Source organism: Abyssibius alkaniclasticus (genome assembly GCF_020447305.1).
Taxonomy (GTDB): Bacteria; Pseudomonadota; Alphaproteobacteria; order Rhodobacterales; family Rhodobacteraceae; genus Abyssibius; species Abyssibius alkaniclasticus.
In genome coordinates, this window is the sequence record NZ_CP095732.1 from 1021941 (window position 1) to 1038190 (window position 16250).

17 protein-coding genes are annotated in these 16250 nt (G+C 60.1%); 8 read left to right on the forward strand and 9 right to left on the reverse strand.

Annotation, left to right across the window (positions count from 1 at the left end; genetic code table 11):
- Complete coding sequence (locus tag LGT41_RS05300; RefSeq protein ID WP_274129042.1) at positions 1-1317, reverse strand: class II D-tagatose-bisphosphate aldolase non-catalytic subunit; 1317 nt, start codon at positions 1315-1317, stop codon at positions 1-3.
- A gap of 115 nt (positions 1318-1432) precedes the next feature.
- Between LGT41_RS05300 and LGT41_RS05305 the strand changes: the two genes are divergently transcribed.
- From LGT41_RS05305 to LGT41_RS05335, 7 genes are all read left to right on the forward strand, one after another.
- The gene (locus tag LGT41_RS05305) at positions 1433-3166 is read left to right on the forward strand and encodes an IlvD/Edd family dehydratase (RefSeq protein ID WP_274129043.1); all 1734 of its coding nucleotides are present in this window, start codon (positions 1433-1435) and stop codon (positions 3164-3166) included.
- A 138-nt stretch (positions 3167-3304) separates the two neighbouring features.
- The gene (locus tag LGT41_RS05310; RefSeq protein WP_274129044.1) at positions 3305-4573 is read left to right on the forward strand and encodes an ABC transporter substrate-binding protein; all 1269 of its coding nucleotides are present in this window, start codon (positions 3305-3307) and stop codon (positions 4571-4573) included.
- 47 nt (positions 4574-4620) lie between these two features.
- Positions 4621-5583: a carbohydrate ABC transporter permease gene (locus tag LGT41_RS05315; protein WP_274129045.1), complete on the forward strand. Its 963-nt coding sequence runs from the start codon at positions 4621-4623 to the stop codon at positions 5581-5583.
- Position 5584: 1 nt separating this feature from the next.
- Positions 5585-6481 carry a carbohydrate ABC transporter permease gene (locus LGT41_RS05320; protein ID WP_274129046.1) on the forward strand — a complete coding sequence of 299 codons (897 nt, stop codon included), beginning with the start codon at positions 5585-5587 and terminating at the stop codon, positions 6479-6481.
- 3 nt (positions 6482-6484) lie between these two features.
- Positions 6485-6787, forward strand: coding sequence for a hypothetical protein (locus tag LGT41_RS05325; RefSeq protein ID WP_274129048.1), 303 nt, complete (start codon positions 6485-6487; stop codon positions 6785-6787).
- Positions 6784-7479, forward strand: a complete 696-nt coding sequence (locus tag LGT41_RS05330) for a polysaccharide deacetylase family protein (protein ID WP_274129049.1) — start codon at positions 6784-6786, stop codon at positions 7477-7479. The genes LGT41_RS05325 and LGT41_RS05330 overlap by 4 nt, the downstream gene beginning before the upstream one ends.
- Positions 7476-8126: a polysaccharide deacetylase family protein gene (locus LGT41_RS05335; protein WP_274129050.1), complete on the forward strand. Its 651-nt coding sequence runs from the start codon at positions 7476-7478 to the stop codon at positions 8124-8126. Before LGT41_RS05330 ends, LGT41_RS05335 begins: the two co-directional genes overlap by 4 nt.
- A 48-nt stretch (positions 8127-8174) precedes the next feature.
- Here LGT41_RS05335 and LGT41_RS05340 read toward each other — a convergent pair whose 3' ends face one another.
- Entirely contained in the window at positions 8175-8780 is a 606-nt protein-coding gene (locus tag LGT41_RS05340; RefSeq protein WP_274129051.1) for a hypothetical protein, read from the reverse strand.
- Positions 8781-8790: 10 nt separating this feature from the next.
- Positions 8791-10161, reverse strand: a complete 1371-nt coding sequence (locus LGT41_RS05345; RefSeq protein WP_274129052.1) for a family 4 glycosyl hydrolase — start codon at positions 10159-10161, stop codon at positions 8791-8793.
- 162 nt (positions 10162-10323) lie between these two features.
- Between LGT41_RS05345 and LGT41_RS05350 the strand changes: the two genes are divergently transcribed.
- Entirely contained in the window at positions 10324-11079 is a 756-nt protein-coding gene (locus tag LGT41_RS05350) for a DeoR/GlpR family DNA-binding transcription regulator (protein WP_274129053.1), read from the forward strand.
- Here LGT41_RS05350 and LGT41_RS05355 read toward each other — a convergent pair.
- From LGT41_RS05355 to LGT41_RS05380, 6 genes are all read right to left on the reverse strand, one after another.
- A complete protein-coding gene (locus LGT41_RS05355) occupies positions 11076-11816 on the reverse strand; it encodes an SDR family oxidoreductase (protein WP_274129054.1) in 741 nt (246 codons plus the stop codon). The genes LGT41_RS05350 and LGT41_RS05355 overlap by 4 nt on opposite strands.
- On the reverse strand, positions 11813-12826 hold the full coding sequence (dmpG, locus tag LGT41_RS05360; RefSeq protein ID WP_274129055.1) for a 4-hydroxy-2-oxovalerate aldolase: 1014 nt from the start codon (positions 12824-12826) through the stop codon (positions 11813-11815). The genes LGT41_RS05355 and dmpG overlap by 4 nt, the downstream gene beginning before the upstream one ends.
- Positions 12823-13740: an acetaldehyde dehydrogenase (acetylating) gene (locus LGT41_RS05365; RefSeq protein ID WP_274129056.1), complete on the reverse strand. Its 918-nt coding sequence runs from the start codon at positions 13738-13740 to the stop codon at positions 12823-12825. Before LGT41_RS05365 ends, dmpG begins: the two co-directional genes overlap by 4 nt.
- Positions 13741-13946: 206 nt before the next feature.
- Positions 13947-14780 carry an amidohydrolase family protein gene (locus tag LGT41_RS05370; RefSeq protein ID WP_274129057.1) on the reverse strand — a complete coding sequence of 278 codons (834 nt, stop codon included), beginning with the start codon at positions 14778-14780 and terminating at the stop codon, positions 13947-13949.
- Positions 14777-15208: an RbsD/FucU family protein gene (locus LGT41_RS05375; RefSeq protein WP_274129058.1), complete on the reverse strand. Its 432-nt coding sequence runs from the start codon at positions 15206-15208 to the stop codon at positions 14777-14779. Before LGT41_RS05375 ends, LGT41_RS05370 begins: the two co-directional genes overlap by 4 nt.
- Complete coding sequence (locus tag LGT41_RS05380; protein WP_274129059.1) at positions 15198-16244, reverse strand: aldo/keto reductase; 1047 nt, start codon at positions 16242-16244, stop codon at positions 15198-15200. Before LGT41_RS05380 ends, LGT41_RS05375 begins: the two co-directional genes overlap by 11 nt.
- Positions 16245-16250 lie beyond the last annotated feature (6 nt).

Sequence of the window (16250 nt, forward strand, 5' to 3'; positions counted from 1 at the left end):
TCAGCACTCCTTTTCCAAGGTCAAATGTGGGTCCGATGCCGCATAATAGGGTGCAAGTGCGCGGCGCACATAGCGGGTAACAATATCAGCACAGCGCGGCCTTGCGCGCCCTGAAGCAAGGTCATCGACATCGTGCGGCAGGTATTGGCTGAGCAACGGCTGCGGCCAATAGCAGGCATCGAGTGCTTCGAACAAGGCTTCCAGCACGCGTTCGACCGCTGGTGCTGTCCAGTAATAGCGGATGCGATCGGACCAGCTGAAATGCCGCAGCCAGGCCACATGGTCTGCATCACCGCTATAGTGGCCCTGCCAATGGGCCGGGTTGGCAAGCATTTCCGTTTCCAGAACGCTGCGCAGTTTGGGGGCCTTGCGCCCCAGGATTTCACCCGCCAGCATATCAAGCGCGTAAAGCCCTTCGCGCAGCGCAAATGTGGCTGCCGGGCCGACCTTGAGAATCGCAAAATGTCCCCGCACAAGCGCGGCATAGGCTTCTGGGCGCTGGTAATCGGTCGAATGCGCCTCATACACCGCGCCGTTCAGGCTGGCGGCCTTGCTGGTGAGCCCCCGCGCCGCATCGGGGGCGAAATGCACCACGGATTCATTGCCAAAATCCAGCCCCGGCTGCACGACAATGCCACAGACGCGGGCAAAGGCGGCTTCCAGCCCCAAAGCGGCGAATGCGTCCTTATGCGCGCGCCAGGTGGCACCGACATGGGCGGGGTCGGTTGGCACAATCTTGTGACCTGCGCCCATGCCGCCGGGTGGGGGCACTTCGGTGCCGATGACGTAAATCGGGCGCGGGGCACTTTCGGGCAGGGCGGCTTCGGCGGCCTGTGCCAGTGTTGCGGCCCGTTCGGCGCATATGGCTTCGGGCAGGATCTCCGGGTCACCCGCGCAACGCATCGAACAATCCAGGTGGATTTTCTGGAAGCCCGCCAGCACATAGGCCGTGACCATCGTCACAGCGTTTTTCATTGCGTCAGCGGCGGGCAGGTTGCGCCAGGGTTGTGGGCCCAAATGGTCTCCACCCAGCAACAGCCTGTCGGCAGGCAGGCCGATCTCGGCTGCAATACCCCTGACACGCGCCACAAAATCAGCGGGCTGCATTCCCGTATAGCCACCGTCCTGGTTTACCTGATTGCAGGTCGCCTCGATCAGTGCGATCTGCCCGGATTCGCGCGCGGCCGCAAGGGCGGCCCGCAATACCAGCGGATGTGCGCTGCACACTGCCGTCAGGCCCATCGGTGCGCCGGCAAGGTTTGCCGCAAATACCGCCCGGGCAAAGCCTGCGGATGAGGGGGGTGCTTTGGTGAACATTTCTGTAGGCTATCCAAAAACGATCAAAAGTAAACACAAAAATGCACGAAAATGCTTGATTGTTGTGCGCAAGGCCTGCAGGCTGTGCCAAAGAACGCAATTCAAAGGCAAAGCGATGAGCAAGACCAACACGCCGCAGCTGCGGTCGCGCGACTGGTTCGGCGGAAATGACAAGCCCGGCTTCATGCATCGAAGCTGGATGAAGAACCAGGGAATGCCCGAAGACGCCTTTGATGGCCGTCCGATCATTGGAATTTGCAATACATGGTCGGAACTTACGCCCTGCAACGCGCATTTGCGTGGCCTGGCCGAACGGGTGAAGCGCGGGGTGTTCGAGGCAGGCGGCTTTCCTGTCGAATTTCCGGTTCTGTCGGTCAACGAATCAAACTCGCGGCCAACGGCGATGCTCTATCGCAACCTGGCCGCGATGGATGTCGAGGAGGCGATTCGCTCCAATCCGATCGACGGTGTCGTGCTGCTGGTCGGCTGTGACAAGACCACCCCATCGCTGATGATGGGCGCGGCAAGCTGCGATTTGCCGACCATTGCCGTTTCGGGTGGCCCCATGCTCAACGGGCGTTTGCGTGGCAAGCAGATCGGTTCCGGCACCGCCGTGTGGCAGTTGATGGAAGACCGCAAGGCCGGGTTGATTGATGATGTCTATCTGGCCGAGGCCGAGCAGGGGCAATCGCGCTCGCCCGGCTCTTGCATGACAATGGGCACAGCCAGCACGATGGCCAGCATGGTCGAGGCCCTGGGCGCGGCTCTGCCCGAAAACGCCGCCATCCCGGCGGTTGATTCGCGGCGCAACCGGCTGGCGCAGCTTGCCGGGCGGCGGATTGTGGATATGGTCACCGAAGATCTGCGCCTGTCAAAAATCCTGACGCGCGAAGCATTTGAAAACGCGATTCGTGCGAATGGTGCGATTGGCGGTTCAACCAATGCCGCCATCCACCTTGTCGCATTGGCGCGACGCATCGGGGTTGATCTGAACCTCGCCGATTGGGATGCTCTGGGCCGCGACGTGCCTGCATTGGTTGACCTGATGCCATCGGGCCGCTTCCTGATGGAAGACTTTTACTATGCCGGTGGCCTGCCCGTGGTGCTGCGCGCTTTGGGCGAGCAGGGTCTGTTGCACAAATATGCCATCACGGCGAATGGTAAAACGATCTGGGAGAATGTGAAAGACGCGGAAAACTACAACCCCGAAGTGATCCGCACTTGGGATAACCCCGTCGCCGCGCAGGGTGGTCTGGCGGTGCTTACGGGCAATCTGGCACCACGCGGTGCGGTCATCAAGCCCTCGGCTGCCTCACCGCATCTGTTCAGGCATCGCGGTCCGGCCGTCGTGTTTGAAACGATTGAAGACTACAAGGCACGCATCGACGACCCCAATTTGGCAATCGATGCCAATTCCATCATGGTTCTGAAGAATTGCGGGCCAAAGGGCTATCCCGGTATGGCCGAGGTGGGCAATATGGGCCTGCCAACCAGGCTGTTGCAGCAGGGCGTGCGTGACATGATCCGCATTTCCGATGCGCGTATGTCAGGCACGGCCTATGGCACGGTGGTGCTGCATGTGGCACCGGAAGCTGCCGAGGGGGGTCCGCTGGCGCTTGTGGAAAACGGTGACATGATCGAGCTGGATGTCACCAAGCGCCGGCTGCACCTGGATGTGCCCGAAGACGTGCTTGCGCAACGGCGCGCCAAATGGGTGCGTCCGACACTGCAAAACCTGTCCGGTTACCAGAAGCTCTATGTCAAACATGTGCTTCAGGCCGATGAGGGCTGCGATATGGATTTCTTGGTCGAGTCTGCCCCCATGACCACGCCACGAGAAAGCCATTGAATACAACAAGTTACCAATGATCATACAAAAAGTGCGCAAAAGCGCGCAGAAAAATGTTGGAATATGACGTTTTCATGATACGATCATGACCAATGAAGCTGACGGGGCCAGAATCGGCCCAAACTTAGGGAGAGACTGATGACCAAGACATTCACCAAAGCCTCGCTGGCCGCACTTCTCGCCTCCAGCACGGCGCTGAGCGCTGTTTCGGCGCAAGAGGCGAAAACTATCCAGATTGCCACGCATTACAACGAAGCCCAGATGGGCCCGCTGCTGGAATGCTTTGCTGCTTATGAGGCAAGCAATCCCGGCATCACCATCGAGTTTCAGCAGGCCGCCTATGGCGACTTTCTGCAAACCATCCTGACCTCGCGCGTTGGCGGCACCTCGCCCGACATTTATAACATCTACTCGATCTGGGCGCCGCAGCTTGCCGCAGCCGGCACGCTGGCCGAACCGCCCGCCGATGTGCAGGACTGGATTCGCGCATCTTATGGCGCCGGTTCGGTTGGCGCGGCGACCATCAACGGCACGCTCTGGGGCATTCCGACCGAACTTTCCGTCTATCAACTGTTCTACAACAAGAAAATCCTGGCCGAAGCAGGCTTTGATGCGCCACCCGCCACTTGGCAGGAACTGCATGACATGGCGGCAGCCATCACCACCACCAACGATCAGGGTGTGATCGACCGGGCCGGTTATGTTTACGGTCCCTCGGTCGCCAATGCCGTGCATGTCTATTACAGCCAGATGTATGCCGCAGGTGTGCCGCCATTTGCCGATGATTTCCGCAGCACCAACTTCACCAGTCCGGAATCGATCGAGATCGTCGAGCGGATGGGTGCGCTTTTCGCCGAAGGCATCACCTCGAACACCAACATCACAGATGACTTTGCGGCGGGCAGTGCGGCCATGATGATTGCGGCCAACTGGAACAAGGCCGAATTGCAAGAGGTCTATGGGGACGAGTTTGAAAACACCGTTGGTATTGCGCCCATTCCCAACAATGGCGGCCCGGCCGGCACCATGCTTTATTCCTTCCTTTGGGCAGTTGACAGCACATCCGATGTTCAGGCTGAAAGCTGGGAATTGCTGCAATGGCTGAACACCGCACAAGAGGGCAAGCCGCTATCCTGCACCGGCGAAATGCTCAACAACCTTGGCGCGCTCTCGGGCAATCTCGCCGACCTTGCGGGCATGGATACGGGTGACAGCTTTACCGCCCCGTTTGTGGCCGCGATCGAAAGCGGTGCAGCCAAGAGCCAGCCGAACATCTGGCAGGCCTCGGAAAATGACCGGACATTGCGCAGCTATATCGAACAGGTCTGGGCTGGTAACATGAGTGCCGCCGACGCGATGGCCGCCGCCGATGCCGAAGTCACCGCGGTGCTGAACGAGCAACCGTAGCCAAGGCCAGACCGGGCAGCAATGCGACCAAGCCGAAAGGGATTGCGATGACAACCACCTCCCCCTCTGCTCAAGGCGAAAAGCTGCCCGACCTGGTTTACATAGCGCCGCCGCGCCAGAAATTTCTGGCGCGGCTTGGCTCCAAGAAAGTGGCGCCCTGGTTGTTCTTGTCGCCGATGCTTGTCTTTGCGGTGATCTTCTTCATCCTGCCGCTGATCTATGCATTCTACATTTCGCTGACCCGTTGGGACAGCCTTTCGCCCCCGCGCTGGGTTGGGCTTGACCATTATAAATACATCCTCACCACCGATCCGGTTTTCTGGAAAACCTTCTGGAACACCATGTATTTCGCCGGTGCCTCCATCGGCATTGGCGTGCCGCTGGCAATGGTGCTGGCCTATGCGTTTACCCGCTCGCGCGGGCAAACCCTGTGGCGCTCGATCTACTGGCTACCGATGATCACCAATGTCGTTGCCGTTGCTTATATCTGGCGGTTTGTGCTTGATGATCGCTACGGGTTGCTTAACCGCGCGCTTGGCTTCATTGGCCTCGGCGCACCCGGTTGGCTGACCGACCCGACCCTTGCACTTACATCTGTCGTGCTGATTTTCGTGTGGATGCAACTTGGCCATAACATGCTGCTGTTTTCCGCCGGGCTCGCGAATATCGATGAAAGCTATTACGAGGCCGCGCGGCTTGACGGGGCAAACGAACGCCAGCTGTTCATGAAAATCACGGTGCCGCTGCTCATGCCCACCACGTTGTTTGTGCTGATCACAAACTTCATTTCGGGGCTCAGCTACTTTACGCTCATGCTGGTGCTGACCGATGGCAATGGCGGGCCACTGCGCTCGACCACCGTCACCGGGCTTTACATGTATCAGATGGCGTTTAACGACCTGCGCATGGGGCGTGCCTCGGCGGTGGCCTATATCCTGTTTGCGGTCATCCTGGTGATCACGCTCATCCAATTGCGCGTCTTCAGACGCGGCGGCGTGGAGGCGCATTGACATGGCCATCGTTCAAACCAAAAGCCGTTGGGCCAGGCTGGGCACGATCGCAAAATACAGTTTGCTGAGCATTGGTGCCTTCATCATGGTCGCGCCCTTTGCCGATATGTTCCTAGGCGCATTGCGCACCCCCGCCGAGCGGCTTTCACAGCCGCCGGTCTATTTCCCGCGTGATCCGCAATGGGGCAACTATTTGCGTGTTTTCACCGAATTGCCCATGTTGCGCTGGATGGCCAACAGCCTGTTCATTACTGCAACAATCACGGCCCTGCAGCTGCTCACCTCGGCAATGGCGGGCTATGCGCTGGCAAAATATCGCTTTCGCGGCCGAAACTTCCTGTTCCGTTCGGTGTTGGGTGCGCAGATGTTCCCGTTCTTTCTGTTCCTCATCCCGGTGTTTTTCATCCTGCGCTACTTTCCGCTTTTTGGCGGGAATGACATATTCGGGCAGGGCGGATCGGGCTTTCTGAACACCTATGCCGCCATCATCCTGCCCTTTGCCGTAACCTGGTATGGCATTTTCCTCATGCGCCAGTTCTTCATTGGCCTGCCAGATGAGCTTATGGATGCAGCCCGGCTCGATGGCGCGGGCGAGTTTCGCATTTTCTTTTCCATCGCGCTGCCGCTGGTGTTGCCGGGCCTCGCCACGCTTGGCATTTTCGTGTTCGTCTATCAGTGGAACGAGGTGATCTGGACGATGACCGTCACCCGCACCGCACCCGATTTGCAAACCATTCCAGTGGGCATTTACCTGCTGCGTGGCGCCTTTATCGACCAGGCCAGCCTGTCGTTGCAACAGGCCGCACTCGCCGTGTCCATCGTGCCGGTCATAATCACGTTCCTGTTCTTGCAACGCTACTATGTGCGCGGGCTGACTGCCGGCGCTGTCAAAGGGTAAATTATGACAATCAAGATCGATGACGCCTATCTCGATGCCTTCGAGGATGACATCGTGCGCCTGTCGCGCCGCACATATGCCGAAGCAGGCGTGCCGATGTATCTGGTGCCAGAAGACCTGACGGGGGCTGCACCCGCCGCCACGCCCGACCCGGATGGCGAGGCGATGGCCGCGCTGTTTACCGCTGTCACCCAGGCGCTTGAGGCGCGTAACGGTCCGCTTTCAACGAGCGACATCGCACATGTGCTGGAGGTTCTGGCCGATCGTCACTTCCTGTCACACCCGTTTTCCGAGCTTGCCCGATGATCATTCTGCCCAAAGGTCCGGCTGAAACCGCGGCCGAGCTTACGGCCGGTTTTCGCACCGGTCGCGCGATTCATCTGATCAATTACCACGCCACGCCCAAGTCATGCGCTCAGGAATACCGCGACCAGATCGCTGCCTGCGCCGGGCGGTTCGCGTCATTGGACGAACGCGGGATTGAAGGGCTGATGCAGGGCAAGCAGGGTGTAAAACCCGTGCTTGCCCCGATCCTGTTTGAAGGTTTTCGCGACAATTACGATGTGCTTTTGCCCATACTCGAAGAATTCGGCTTTGCGGCATGGTTCTTCATCCCGTCGCATTTCCTCAACGTTCCGGCCCGTCGCCAGCGCATATTTGCCGCCCGCCACAGCCTGCATTACGGACCGGATGAATATGCGGGCGAACGCATCGCGCTAAGTTGGGCCGAGTTGCGCGATGCCCATGCGCGCGGGCATTTCGTGGCCTGCCATTCGCGCAACCACACAGCCCTGCACCCCGATACGCCGGATGATGTGCTGCATGATGAAATCGTCATCGCCAAGCAAGAGCTTGAAGACGGGCTTGGCGCCGAGGTCGACACATTCTGCTACCTTTACGGGGCCGAGTTTGGCCTCAACAAGCGCGCCGATGATCTGCTGATCAAGGCAGGCTATCGCTATCTTTTCTCCAATTTCCGTTTGCAGAAAATCCAATGACCATGCCCAGCCTGCGGGTGGTCAACTACCACCTGACCCCGGCGGCCAACGCCGCCATTTATGACCGCGAATTTGCCGCGCTGGCCGCGCGCTATGCGCCGGTGCGCGAAGATGATCTGGCCGAATACCTGACCACCGGGCGCTGGCCAATGGCGCGCCCCGGCATTCTGCCGGTCTTTTATAACGGCTATCGCAACAATTACGATGTGGCCCGCCCCTTGCTTGAACGCCACGGGCTGGTCGGCTGGTTCATGGCGGTTACCGCCTATTCATCCTGCCCGCCTGCGGCCCAGCCCGAGTTCTGTGCCCGTCGCACGCTCACCACGGTCAAGGGCGAATACCACGATGGCCGCACCGCGTTGTCATGGGATGAGTTGCGCGCGCTGGATGGCCCACATGTCGTGGCCAGCCATACGCGTAACCATACCAAAGTCAGCATGGAAGACCCGCAAGTGGTCGAGGATGAGATCGTAGGCGCCCAGCAGGATTTTATCCGCGAGCTTGGCCACCCTGTGCGTGCCTTTGCCTGGTTGTTTGGCGGGCGCTACGGCGAAAACCCTGTGGCCGATGCCGCGGTCGACAAGGCAGGCTACGAGTTCCTGTTTTCCAATTTCGCGGTGCAGCGTTTGCCAAGGGTGGCAGGCTAGCGCAAAAGGCCAAACGGCCCGGCAAATTGCACGGCGCCGCAAGGCGTTTCAGGCGCTTAGCACCAACACCCGCGCTGCGCCCTTTGCGCAAAGAGAAACCGACTCGCCCTTTGCAAGCGCCAGCGTTTGCGGCGCGCGCACCAGTCTGTCGCCAGCCATAAGCGCCCCGTGGCGTAAATGCACCAGGCGCTCGCGATTGGCGGGCAGGCTCAGCATTGCACCATTGGCCAGATCGGCCAGTTGATACGCCAGCGCCTCGGCCGTATTGCCCTCCTGCGCATCGCTTGTATAGCTGGGTATGCGCCCCGATGCCGCCGCGCGCGCATAGGCAACCCTCACATGGCTTTGCGGTCTGAGCGTATAGGCATGATCAGGCATCATATACAGCGCACAATCGCCCATATCGGACAGATGGGCCGAAAGCGGGTGTTCGCCGGCAATCTCCATCGCGACCGTGCCGCCCAGAGGCAACACAAAAACCTCGTCGCCCTCGCTTTCACCCTCGATCGTCACTTCGGGCTGAAAGCTGTAAATCCGCAGCGATTTCAGGCGTTTGAACCCGGTGACAGACTGGTCAATATCCACCGGGCGCGGGCAGGGGCCCACGCCGGGAAGGTCAATCATGCGGGTCGGATCGGCATCAATAATCAGCATCTGGTGCCCTTTATGCAAACTGTGGCAGAAATTCGCGATGGCTGTCGATCAGCTCGTCAGCAAGCTTCGCCGCCACATCCGGTGTGCCGACCGTGCCGTCAGCCAAAAGCGCTTCGACCATCAAATCGCGCGAGCCCTTCACAGCGGCATCGACGGTAATTTCAATCGCCTCGATTTTTGCGTTCAGCTTGGCCACCAATGCGGGTGGCAACGGGTCGGCCTGAAGTGCGGCGAACCCGCCGCCAACAGCAGCCGCGTTGCATTCCAGAACTGCACCATTGGGCAAATAAGGCGCCTGTCCGGTATTGGGCAGGTTCACCGAAAACACGTCGCGCTTGTCATACAGCAGCGAGTGCATGATCTCCAGAAGCTGTTCGCTTTCGCCGGGCACGTTTTCATAATAGGCGGGCGGCAGCGGTTCGGGCGAATTGGCGATGGCGAGCATCTCGTCATACCAGGTATCGCCCAGCGCAATCCGCTCATCAATCGGGAAGGCTTCGCGCCCCAGCCTGTGGCCATGATAGGCGCCGCCGGGGAAGCGTTCGGGGTAAAACTCAACCGCGTGCCGGTCCATTGCGCAGGGGAAAATGCCGTATGTGCGGAACATGCCCCATGCAAACGGGTCATCTGCCCAGCGCGGTGCGCGCCCAAGCACGATGTTATCCCAGATTTTCTTGCCGGCCAGTTCTTCGGCCAAACCGTCTTGCTGTGCATCGAGCCTGGCTTGCAGCATTGGCACGGCATCGGAGCCCTTGTGGCGCAACCGTGTCAGAAATGTCAGGTGGTTGAGCCCGATGCCAAAGCTGGTCAGATCACCCTCCTCAACGCCCAGGAAACGCGAGATCACCCCTTCGACATGATGCACACCGTGGCACAGCCCCACAACCGGCACATCGGTTTCACGGCGGATGGCGCGGCAAATTGCGGTCATCGGGTTGGAATAGTTGAAGAAATGCGCATCGGGGCACAGCTCGGCCACATCATTGGCAATGGCAAGCATCTGCGGGATCATGCGCATGGCGCGGCTGATGCCGCCGGGCATGGCCGTATCGCCCACTGGCTGGTAAATACCGTGCTTGCGCGGTATTTCGATGTCGCGCTGCCAGCCTTTGCGCCCCCCTACGGCAATGGTCGTTACCACAAAATCGGCACCCTTGAGCACATCGCGCCGCTCGGTCGTTGCGGTCACAGGAATATTGGCATTTTTGGCCACAAGCATTTTGCCGACCAGCTTGTTCACGGCATCCAGTGTCACAGGGTCGATATCCACCAGCGCCAGTTCCCACAGGTTTTCTTCGCCCGCCAGAATAATGTCGGCCACCAGTCTTTGTGTGAAAACGGTGCTTCCGGCACCAATAAGAACAAGTTTGTGGCGTGACATATGGCTCTCCGAATCTGGGTTGTTTGGCAGCCAGTCTAGGCAATAACGCGCAAAAGTCTATATAGAAATGATTGCTTTTGCGCGTTTATCGGCTATCCTTTCAGAAAGATTGCAATTTGCGGCCAGTTGCGGCAATCCCAATCAACCCAGAGGAAAATACCTATGATCCGCGCCGAACGACACGAACGCATACTGGCAGAACTTGCACGCCGCGGCACCGTGTCGGCGCAGGATCTGGCCACTCTGCTGGATGCCTCCCTGGCCACAATTCGCCGCGATATTGCCGAGCTGAGCGAATTGCGCGCGGTGACCCGCACGCATGGCGGCGCGTCGTTGCCGCAACGGCGCGAGGAGTTGCCGTTTGATGCAAAGGTCATGTCCTTTCTGCCGGAGAAACGCCGCATTGGTGCGCATGTGGGCAGCATGATCGCGCCGGGCAGCACCATTGCGCTGGGCGGCGGCACAACGGTTATGCAGATTTTGCCCGCAATCCGGCGGATGGAGCTTAAACTGGTCACCACAGCGGTGAATGTCGCGCTCGATTTGCGCGATGCAAGCGACGTGGCCGTCACATTGACGGGTGGCACATTGCGCCGCCGCACGGCCGAAATGGTGGGCCATATCGCCGAGCGCACGTTGCGCGATGTCAATTTCGATATTGCCGTGATCGGGGTCGATGGAATCGATGCGCAGGGCGGGCTGACCACCTATGATTCATCCGAAGCCTATGTGAACCGCGTGATGCTGGAACAGGCGCGCGAAGTGTGGATTGTCGCCGACCATTCCAAATTCGGCCAGTGTCTGCCCGCGCAAATCGCCCCGCTTGAAGGGGTTTCGAAAATCATAACCGATACCGGCGCAAGCGATGCGATGATCGCGGATGCAAAATTGGCGGGCATCGAGGTGCTGCGGGTTTAGCGACCGCCGCTGACCGGTATAATCGCACCGGTAATGTAGCTTGCTGCATCCGACAGCAACCAGACTGCCGCCGCCGCCACCTCATCGGCCCGCCCCGCGCGGCCCATCGGCACGCTATGCATCAGCCGCGCCAAACGATCACCCCCGCCGGGAGTTTTCTGCATATCGGTATCAATCAGGCCCGGGCGGATGGCGTTGATGCGAATACCCAGCGGCGCCATTTCACGCGCCAGCCCGATGGTCATGGATTCCACCGCGCCCTTGCTGGCGGCATAGTCTACAAATTCGTTCGCCGCGCCCAAAGGTGCAGCCATCGAGGACATGTTCACAACCGCCCCGCCATTGCCCGCTGCCTCCATGCGGCGCAGCGCCTCGCGCAAAACCAGAAAACTGCCCGTGGTGTTGGTGTCGAAAATCCGCTGCCAGCGCGCCAGATCGATATCGACCAGCCGCGCGGGGGCATCCAGAATGCCGGCATTGTTGATGAGCCCGCGCACTGGGCCAAAGGCGGCTTCCAGCCCGTCATACATGGCGCGCACATCTGCCTCTCTGGCAACATTGCCGGGCAGGGCTATGGCGTGCCCGCCGGATGCGGTGATTGCGCCGACAACCTTTTCAGCCGCCGCGGCGTTGGAATTGTAGTTTACACCCACCGCCCAGCCATCGGCGGCGGCCGCGATCGCACAGGCGGCACCAATACCGCGCGAAGCGCCGGTGATCAGAAGCGCGCCGCTCATGCGCCGCGTGCCAGATCAAGGGCAATGTCAACCAGCATATCTTCCTGCCCGCCGATCAGCTTGCGCCGCCCGGCTTCTGCCAGGATCGCGCGGGTCGGCACATCATAGGCTTTGCTGGCCTTTTCGGCATGGCGCAGAAAGCTCGAATAAACCCCGGCCTGCCCAATGGTCAGCGTTTCACGATCCACCTGAACGGGGCGGTCCTGAAGGGGGCGCACAAGGTCATCGGCGGCGTCCATCAGCGCACCGACATCACAGCCATGTTCCCAGCCCATCCCCTCGATCGCGGCGATGAACGCCTCAAGCGGACAATTGCCTGCACCCGCGCCCATTCCGGCCAGCGAGGCGTCGACCCGCCGCGCACCCGCCTCGATGCCCGCAATGGTGTTGGCCACAGCCAGCGACAGGTTCTGATGCGCATGGATACCGATTTGGGTCTCCGGCTTCAGCGCCGCGCGATAGGCGGCCACGCGGTCGCGCACGCCACTCATACGCAAGGCCCCGGCAGAATCGGTGATATACACAACTTTGGCACCATAGCTTTCCATCAGTCCGGCTTGCCGGGCGACTGCCTCGGGTGGTGATAGGTGGTTCATCATCAAGAACCCCGTCACCTCTAGCCCCAGGTCATTGGCCGCTGCCATATGCTGCGCGGTCACATCCGCCTCGGTGCAATGGGCGGCCACGCGCACGGCGCGCACACCGATATCGGCCGCGCGCCGCAGGTCTTCAACCGTGCCGATGCCCGGCAAAAGCAATGTGGTCAGCTTGGCGTATTTGCAATGCTTGGCGGCTTCCTCAATCCAATCCGCATCGGAATGCGCGCCGAACCCGTAGGTGAAACTGCTGCCCGACAGCCCGTCGCCATGACCAACCGAGATCGCATCGACCCCGGCCGCATCAAGCGCCTGAGCAATGGCGCGCACATGGCCAATATCATACTGATGGCGGATGGCGTGCATCCCGTCGCGCAACGTCACATCGGTAATGTAAATGCGTTTGTCGCTCATTGTGCCGCCTCCAATGCGCCTGTAACCAGAAATTCGCCCGTGCGCAGCGCGGCCGAAGTCATGATATCAAGATTGCCGGCATAGGTGGGCAAATGGTGCCCGGCGCCCTCGACCTCCAGAAACACGCTGACTTTCATGCCCGCCGGAGCGCCCGGCCAGAGGCCGGACGGCACGGATTCGACCTGCACGGCCTGCTTCAGGCGGTAGCCCGGCACATAGGTCTGCACCTCGGCGACCATCGCTTCAACCGAGGTGACGATCGCCTCGGGCGCGGCCTCCGCGCACAGGCAGATTACCGTATCGCGCATGATCAGCGGTGGTTCGGCAGGGTTGAGAATGATGATCGCCTTGCCACGTTCTGCCCCGCCAACCTGTTCGATTGCCCGGGCCGTGGTGGTGGTAAACTCGTCAATATTCGCCCGCGTGCCCGGCCCGGCCGATTTTGAAGCGATGGAGGCAACTATTTCCGCATAGGCGACCTTGGCCACCCGAGAGACTGCCCGCACGATCGGAATGGTCGCCTGCCCACCGCAAGTGACCATATTCACCACCTTGGCCCCCGCATGGCGGGCAAGGTTCACCGGCGGCACAACATAGGGGCCAATGGCGGCTGGTGTCAGGTCAACCATCACGGCGCGGCTGTCGGAAAGTGCTTCCAGGTTATGGCGATGCGCAGCTGCCGATGTTGCATCGAACACCACGCCGATATCGGCAAAATCTGGATGATTGCGCAGCCCTGCTACGCCAGTATCGATTGCCGCCACGCCCTGTCGCCGCGCAAATGCCAGGCCTTCGGAGGCGGGGTCAATCCCCACCATCGCTGCCAGTTCAAGCGTTTGGGATTTACGCAGGATCTTCACCATCAGGTCGGTGCCGATATGCCCCGAACCTATTATCGCCGCTTTGGTTGCCATGCTGCTCTCCTGTGTCGTCGCCCAACATGTGGCGCAATGACATTCAGAAAGCAAGCAAAAACGATCAGATGTATGAAGTTATATGATTGATGCTGCGCCGATGTTCAACCACACCGACTGGGCATTCCCTGCCTTTGCGGATACGACGGCCAGTGAACAATGGCGCGCAAATTCTGTTCATTCGCCCTTGCCTGAACAGCCGGGCGTCAGTCTTTCACGGGGCTCAGCCCATATGCAGCCAGTGCGTTTTGCCCAAAGACCTTGCCTTCAGCACCATGATTTCTGGTGAATGACTGCGCGAGATTGAACCAATCCTCATAGGGTGCGGCCAGGGTCAGGACCGGCCAATCGCTGCCCCAGATCAGCCGGTCGCCGCCAAAATGCTCGAACATATGCGCGATATAGGGTTGCAGGCTGGCCGTCGTCCATGCATCGCCCGCCTCGGTCAGCAGGCCGGAAAGTTTGCAATAGGCGCGACTGTCGCGGGCGAGCAGCGCCATGTCGCTGGCCCAGTTTGTGAAATGCCCGGCGGCGATTTCGGGCTTTGCGGCATGGTCGATGACCGTGCGCAGCTTTGAATGGCGCGCCAGAAGGCTGCGCAAATGCGGCAGATGCCGGGGCAGAACGAGCGCATCAAAGGTCAGATCATGGGTGATCATCGCCTCAAAGGCCGGGGTCAGCGCGTCGCGCAGCATCCATCCATCATCGGCAATGTCCTGAATCATCGGGCGCAGGCCAACCAGTTTGGGATTTGCGGCAAGGCGGGCGATGTCGGCAGCGGCCTTCGGGCTTTCAAAATCGACCCAGCCCACAACGCCCAGAACGAAGGGGGTCTTTGCGGCGATATTCAGCAGAAATTCGGTTTCGGCCAAACTGGGAGCGGCCTGCACAAGGATGGTGCCGCCAATGCCATGTTGATCGAGCAGCGGCGCCAGATCTTCTGGTGCAAAGTCGCGGTAAAGCGGTGCAAGCGCAGGGGTCAGCCAGCCATAATCGCCGCGATCTAGCTGCCAGAAATGTTGGTGGGCGTCGATGATCATGGGCCGATGACGCCTTTCTTCAGGATGATATTGCCGTAAAGCCGGGTCTCGCCGGTTTGCACAATGCAAAAGGCGGCTTTGGCACGGCTGTAAAAGGCGAAGCGTTCCAGCTTGGCAACGGGGCGCGGGGCGTCGGCCTTTGAATCGATGATGTCTTGAAACGCAGCGATGATGGGCGGCACGGTGTCCGGATCCCCCACCACCTCCATCACAAGTGCAGGATCGGGCACAAAACCGTCGAGCGGCAAAAGCGCCAGAACCGCGGCAAGTGTGTCGGTCGCGCTGACACCGTCCAGCCGGTGACAGCGTGTTGCATGGCTTGTGGCCGGAAAATTGGCATCGGCAATGACGATTTCATCGCCATGCCCCATAGCGCGCAGGCTGTGCAGCAGCTCGGGTGAAAGCAGCGCGGGAATGTTACGCAGCATCTTGTGGCTCCTTGGGCAGGGGTGCATCGGCGCGGATCAGCCCGGCCGATCTGAGGTCTGACCACAGGGCAACTGGAATATCCGTTTCAAAAATCGCAATATTCTGGCGCAGTTCGCGCGGGTTGGCGGCGCCGGGGATAACAGTTTTCACCGCCGGATGGGCCAGCGGAAACTGCAGGGCGGCGGCAATCATCGGGGTGGCGTGATCGGCGCATATGGCGGCGATCTTTGCAACCCGATCCAGAATTGCAGGCGGGGCGGGGGCATAGTTGTAACGCGCGCCCTCTATCGGCCCCGTGGCCAGAATGCCGGAATTATAGGGGCCACCCAGAATGATGCCGACATCGCGTTTGGTGCAAAGCGGCAAAAAGGTTTCAAGCGGGTCCTGTTCCAATAGCGTGTATCGCCCGGCAAGCAAAAAACAGTCGAACGCGCCTTCGCCCAGCAGTTTTTCGCAAATCTGCCAGGTGTTGACGCCCGCGCCGATGGCGGCAATGCGCCCGGCCTCGCGCAGCTCGTTCAGCGCAAGATAGCCGCCACCGCTGAACAATTCGCGCAGGTTCCTGTCTTCGCCTTCTTGCCCATGCGTGCCGGCATCTATGTCATGTAGCAGCAATATGTCGATCCTGTCGCTGCCAAGCCGGGCGATGCTGTCATCATAGCTGCGCATGATCCCGTCATAGGTATAGTCGAACACAATGCGCTTTTGCGGCACATCGACAAAGGCTTCGGGGGTAACATCTTTTGGGGCGCAATCCTTCAGCAGCCGGCCGACCTTGGTGGACAGGGTCAGCGTGTTGCCAAAACGTGCAATGGCCCGGCCAACGCGCTGTTCGGCCAGCCCCAGCCCGTATTGCGGCGCGGTGTCGAAATAGCGTAGCCCCGCATCCCAGGCGGCCTGCAAGGTGGCCTGGGCGTCTTCCTCTTCTACCCGGTGATAGAGATTGCCAAGCGGTGCCGAGCCAAAGCCAAGCTGGGTCAGTTCAATGGGCCGGGCGGTGCGGTGGTTCAACAGGCGGGTCCTGGTCAGGTTCATGCTGTG

Excerpts from the sequence above, each read along its gene's own strand:
- LGT41_RS05330 (WP_274129049.1), top strand. The coding sequence starts at position 6,784 with ATGATCATTCTGCCCAAAGGTCCGGCTGAAACCGCGGCCGAGCTTACG.
- LGT41_RS05355 (WP_274129054.1), bottom strand. The coding sequence starts at position 11,816 with ATGAGCGGCGCGCTTCTGATCACCGGCGCTTCGCGCGGTATTGGTGCC.
- LGT41_RS05375 (WP_274129058.1), bottom strand. The coding sequence starts at position 15,208 with ATGCTGCGTAACATTCCCGCGCTGCTTTCACCCGAGCTGCTGCACAGC.
- LGT41_RS05300 (WP_274129042.1), bottom strand. The coding sequence starts at position 1,317 with ATGTTCACCAAAGCACCCCCCTCATCCGCAGGCTTTGCCCGGGCGGTA.
- LGT41_RS05335 (WP_274129050.1), top strand. The coding sequence starts at position 7,476 with ATGACCATGCCCAGCCTGCGGGTGGTCAACTACCACCTGACCCCGGCG.
- LGT41_RS05325 (WP_274129048.1), top strand. The coding sequence starts at position 6,485 with ATGACAATCAAGATCGATGACGCCTATCTCGATGCCTTCGAGGATGAC.
- LGT41_RS05345 (WP_274129052.1), bottom strand. The coding sequence starts at position 10,161 with ATGTCACGCCACAAACTTGTTCTTATTGGTGCCGGAAGCACCGTTTTC.
- LGT41_RS05350 (WP_274129053.1), top strand. The coding sequence starts at position 10,324 with ATGATCCGCGCCGAACGACACGAACGCATACTGGCAGAACTTGCACGC.
- LGT41_RS05315 (WP_274129045.1), top strand. The coding sequence starts at position 4,621 with ATGACAACCACCTCCCCCTCTGCTCAAGGCGAAAAGCTGCCCGACCTG.
- LGT41_RS05370 (WP_274129057.1), bottom strand. The coding sequence starts at position 14,780 with ATGATCATCGACGCCCACCAACATTTCTGGCAGCTAGATCGCGGCGAT.
- LGT41_RS05305 (WP_274129043.1), top strand. The coding sequence starts at position 1,433 with ATGAGCAAGACCAACACGCCGCAGCTGCGGTCGCGCGACTGGTTCGGC.
- LGT41_RS05380 (WP_274129059.1), bottom strand. The coding sequence starts at position 16,244 with ATGAACCTGACCAGGACCCGCCTGTTGAACCACCGCACCGCCCGGCCC.
- dmpG (WP_274129055.1), bottom strand. The coding sequence starts at position 12,826 with ATGAGCGACAAACGCATTTACATTACCGATGTGACGTTGCGCGACGGG.
- LGT41_RS05340 (WP_274129051.1), bottom strand. The coding sequence starts at position 8,780 with ATGCTGATTATTGATGCCGATCCGACCCGCATGATTGACCTTCCCGGC.
- LGT41_RS05365 (WP_274129056.1), bottom strand. The coding sequence starts at position 13,740 with ATGGCAACCAAAGCGGCGATAATAGGTTCGGGGCATATCGGCACCGAC.
- LGT41_RS05310 (WP_274129044.1), top strand. The coding sequence starts at position 3,305 with ATGACCAAGACATTCACCAAAGCCTCGCTGGCCGCACTTCTCGCCTCC.
- LGT41_RS05320 (WP_274129046.1), top strand. The coding sequence starts at position 5,585 with ATGGCCATCGTTCAAACCAAAAGCCGTTGGGCCAGGCTGGGCACGATC.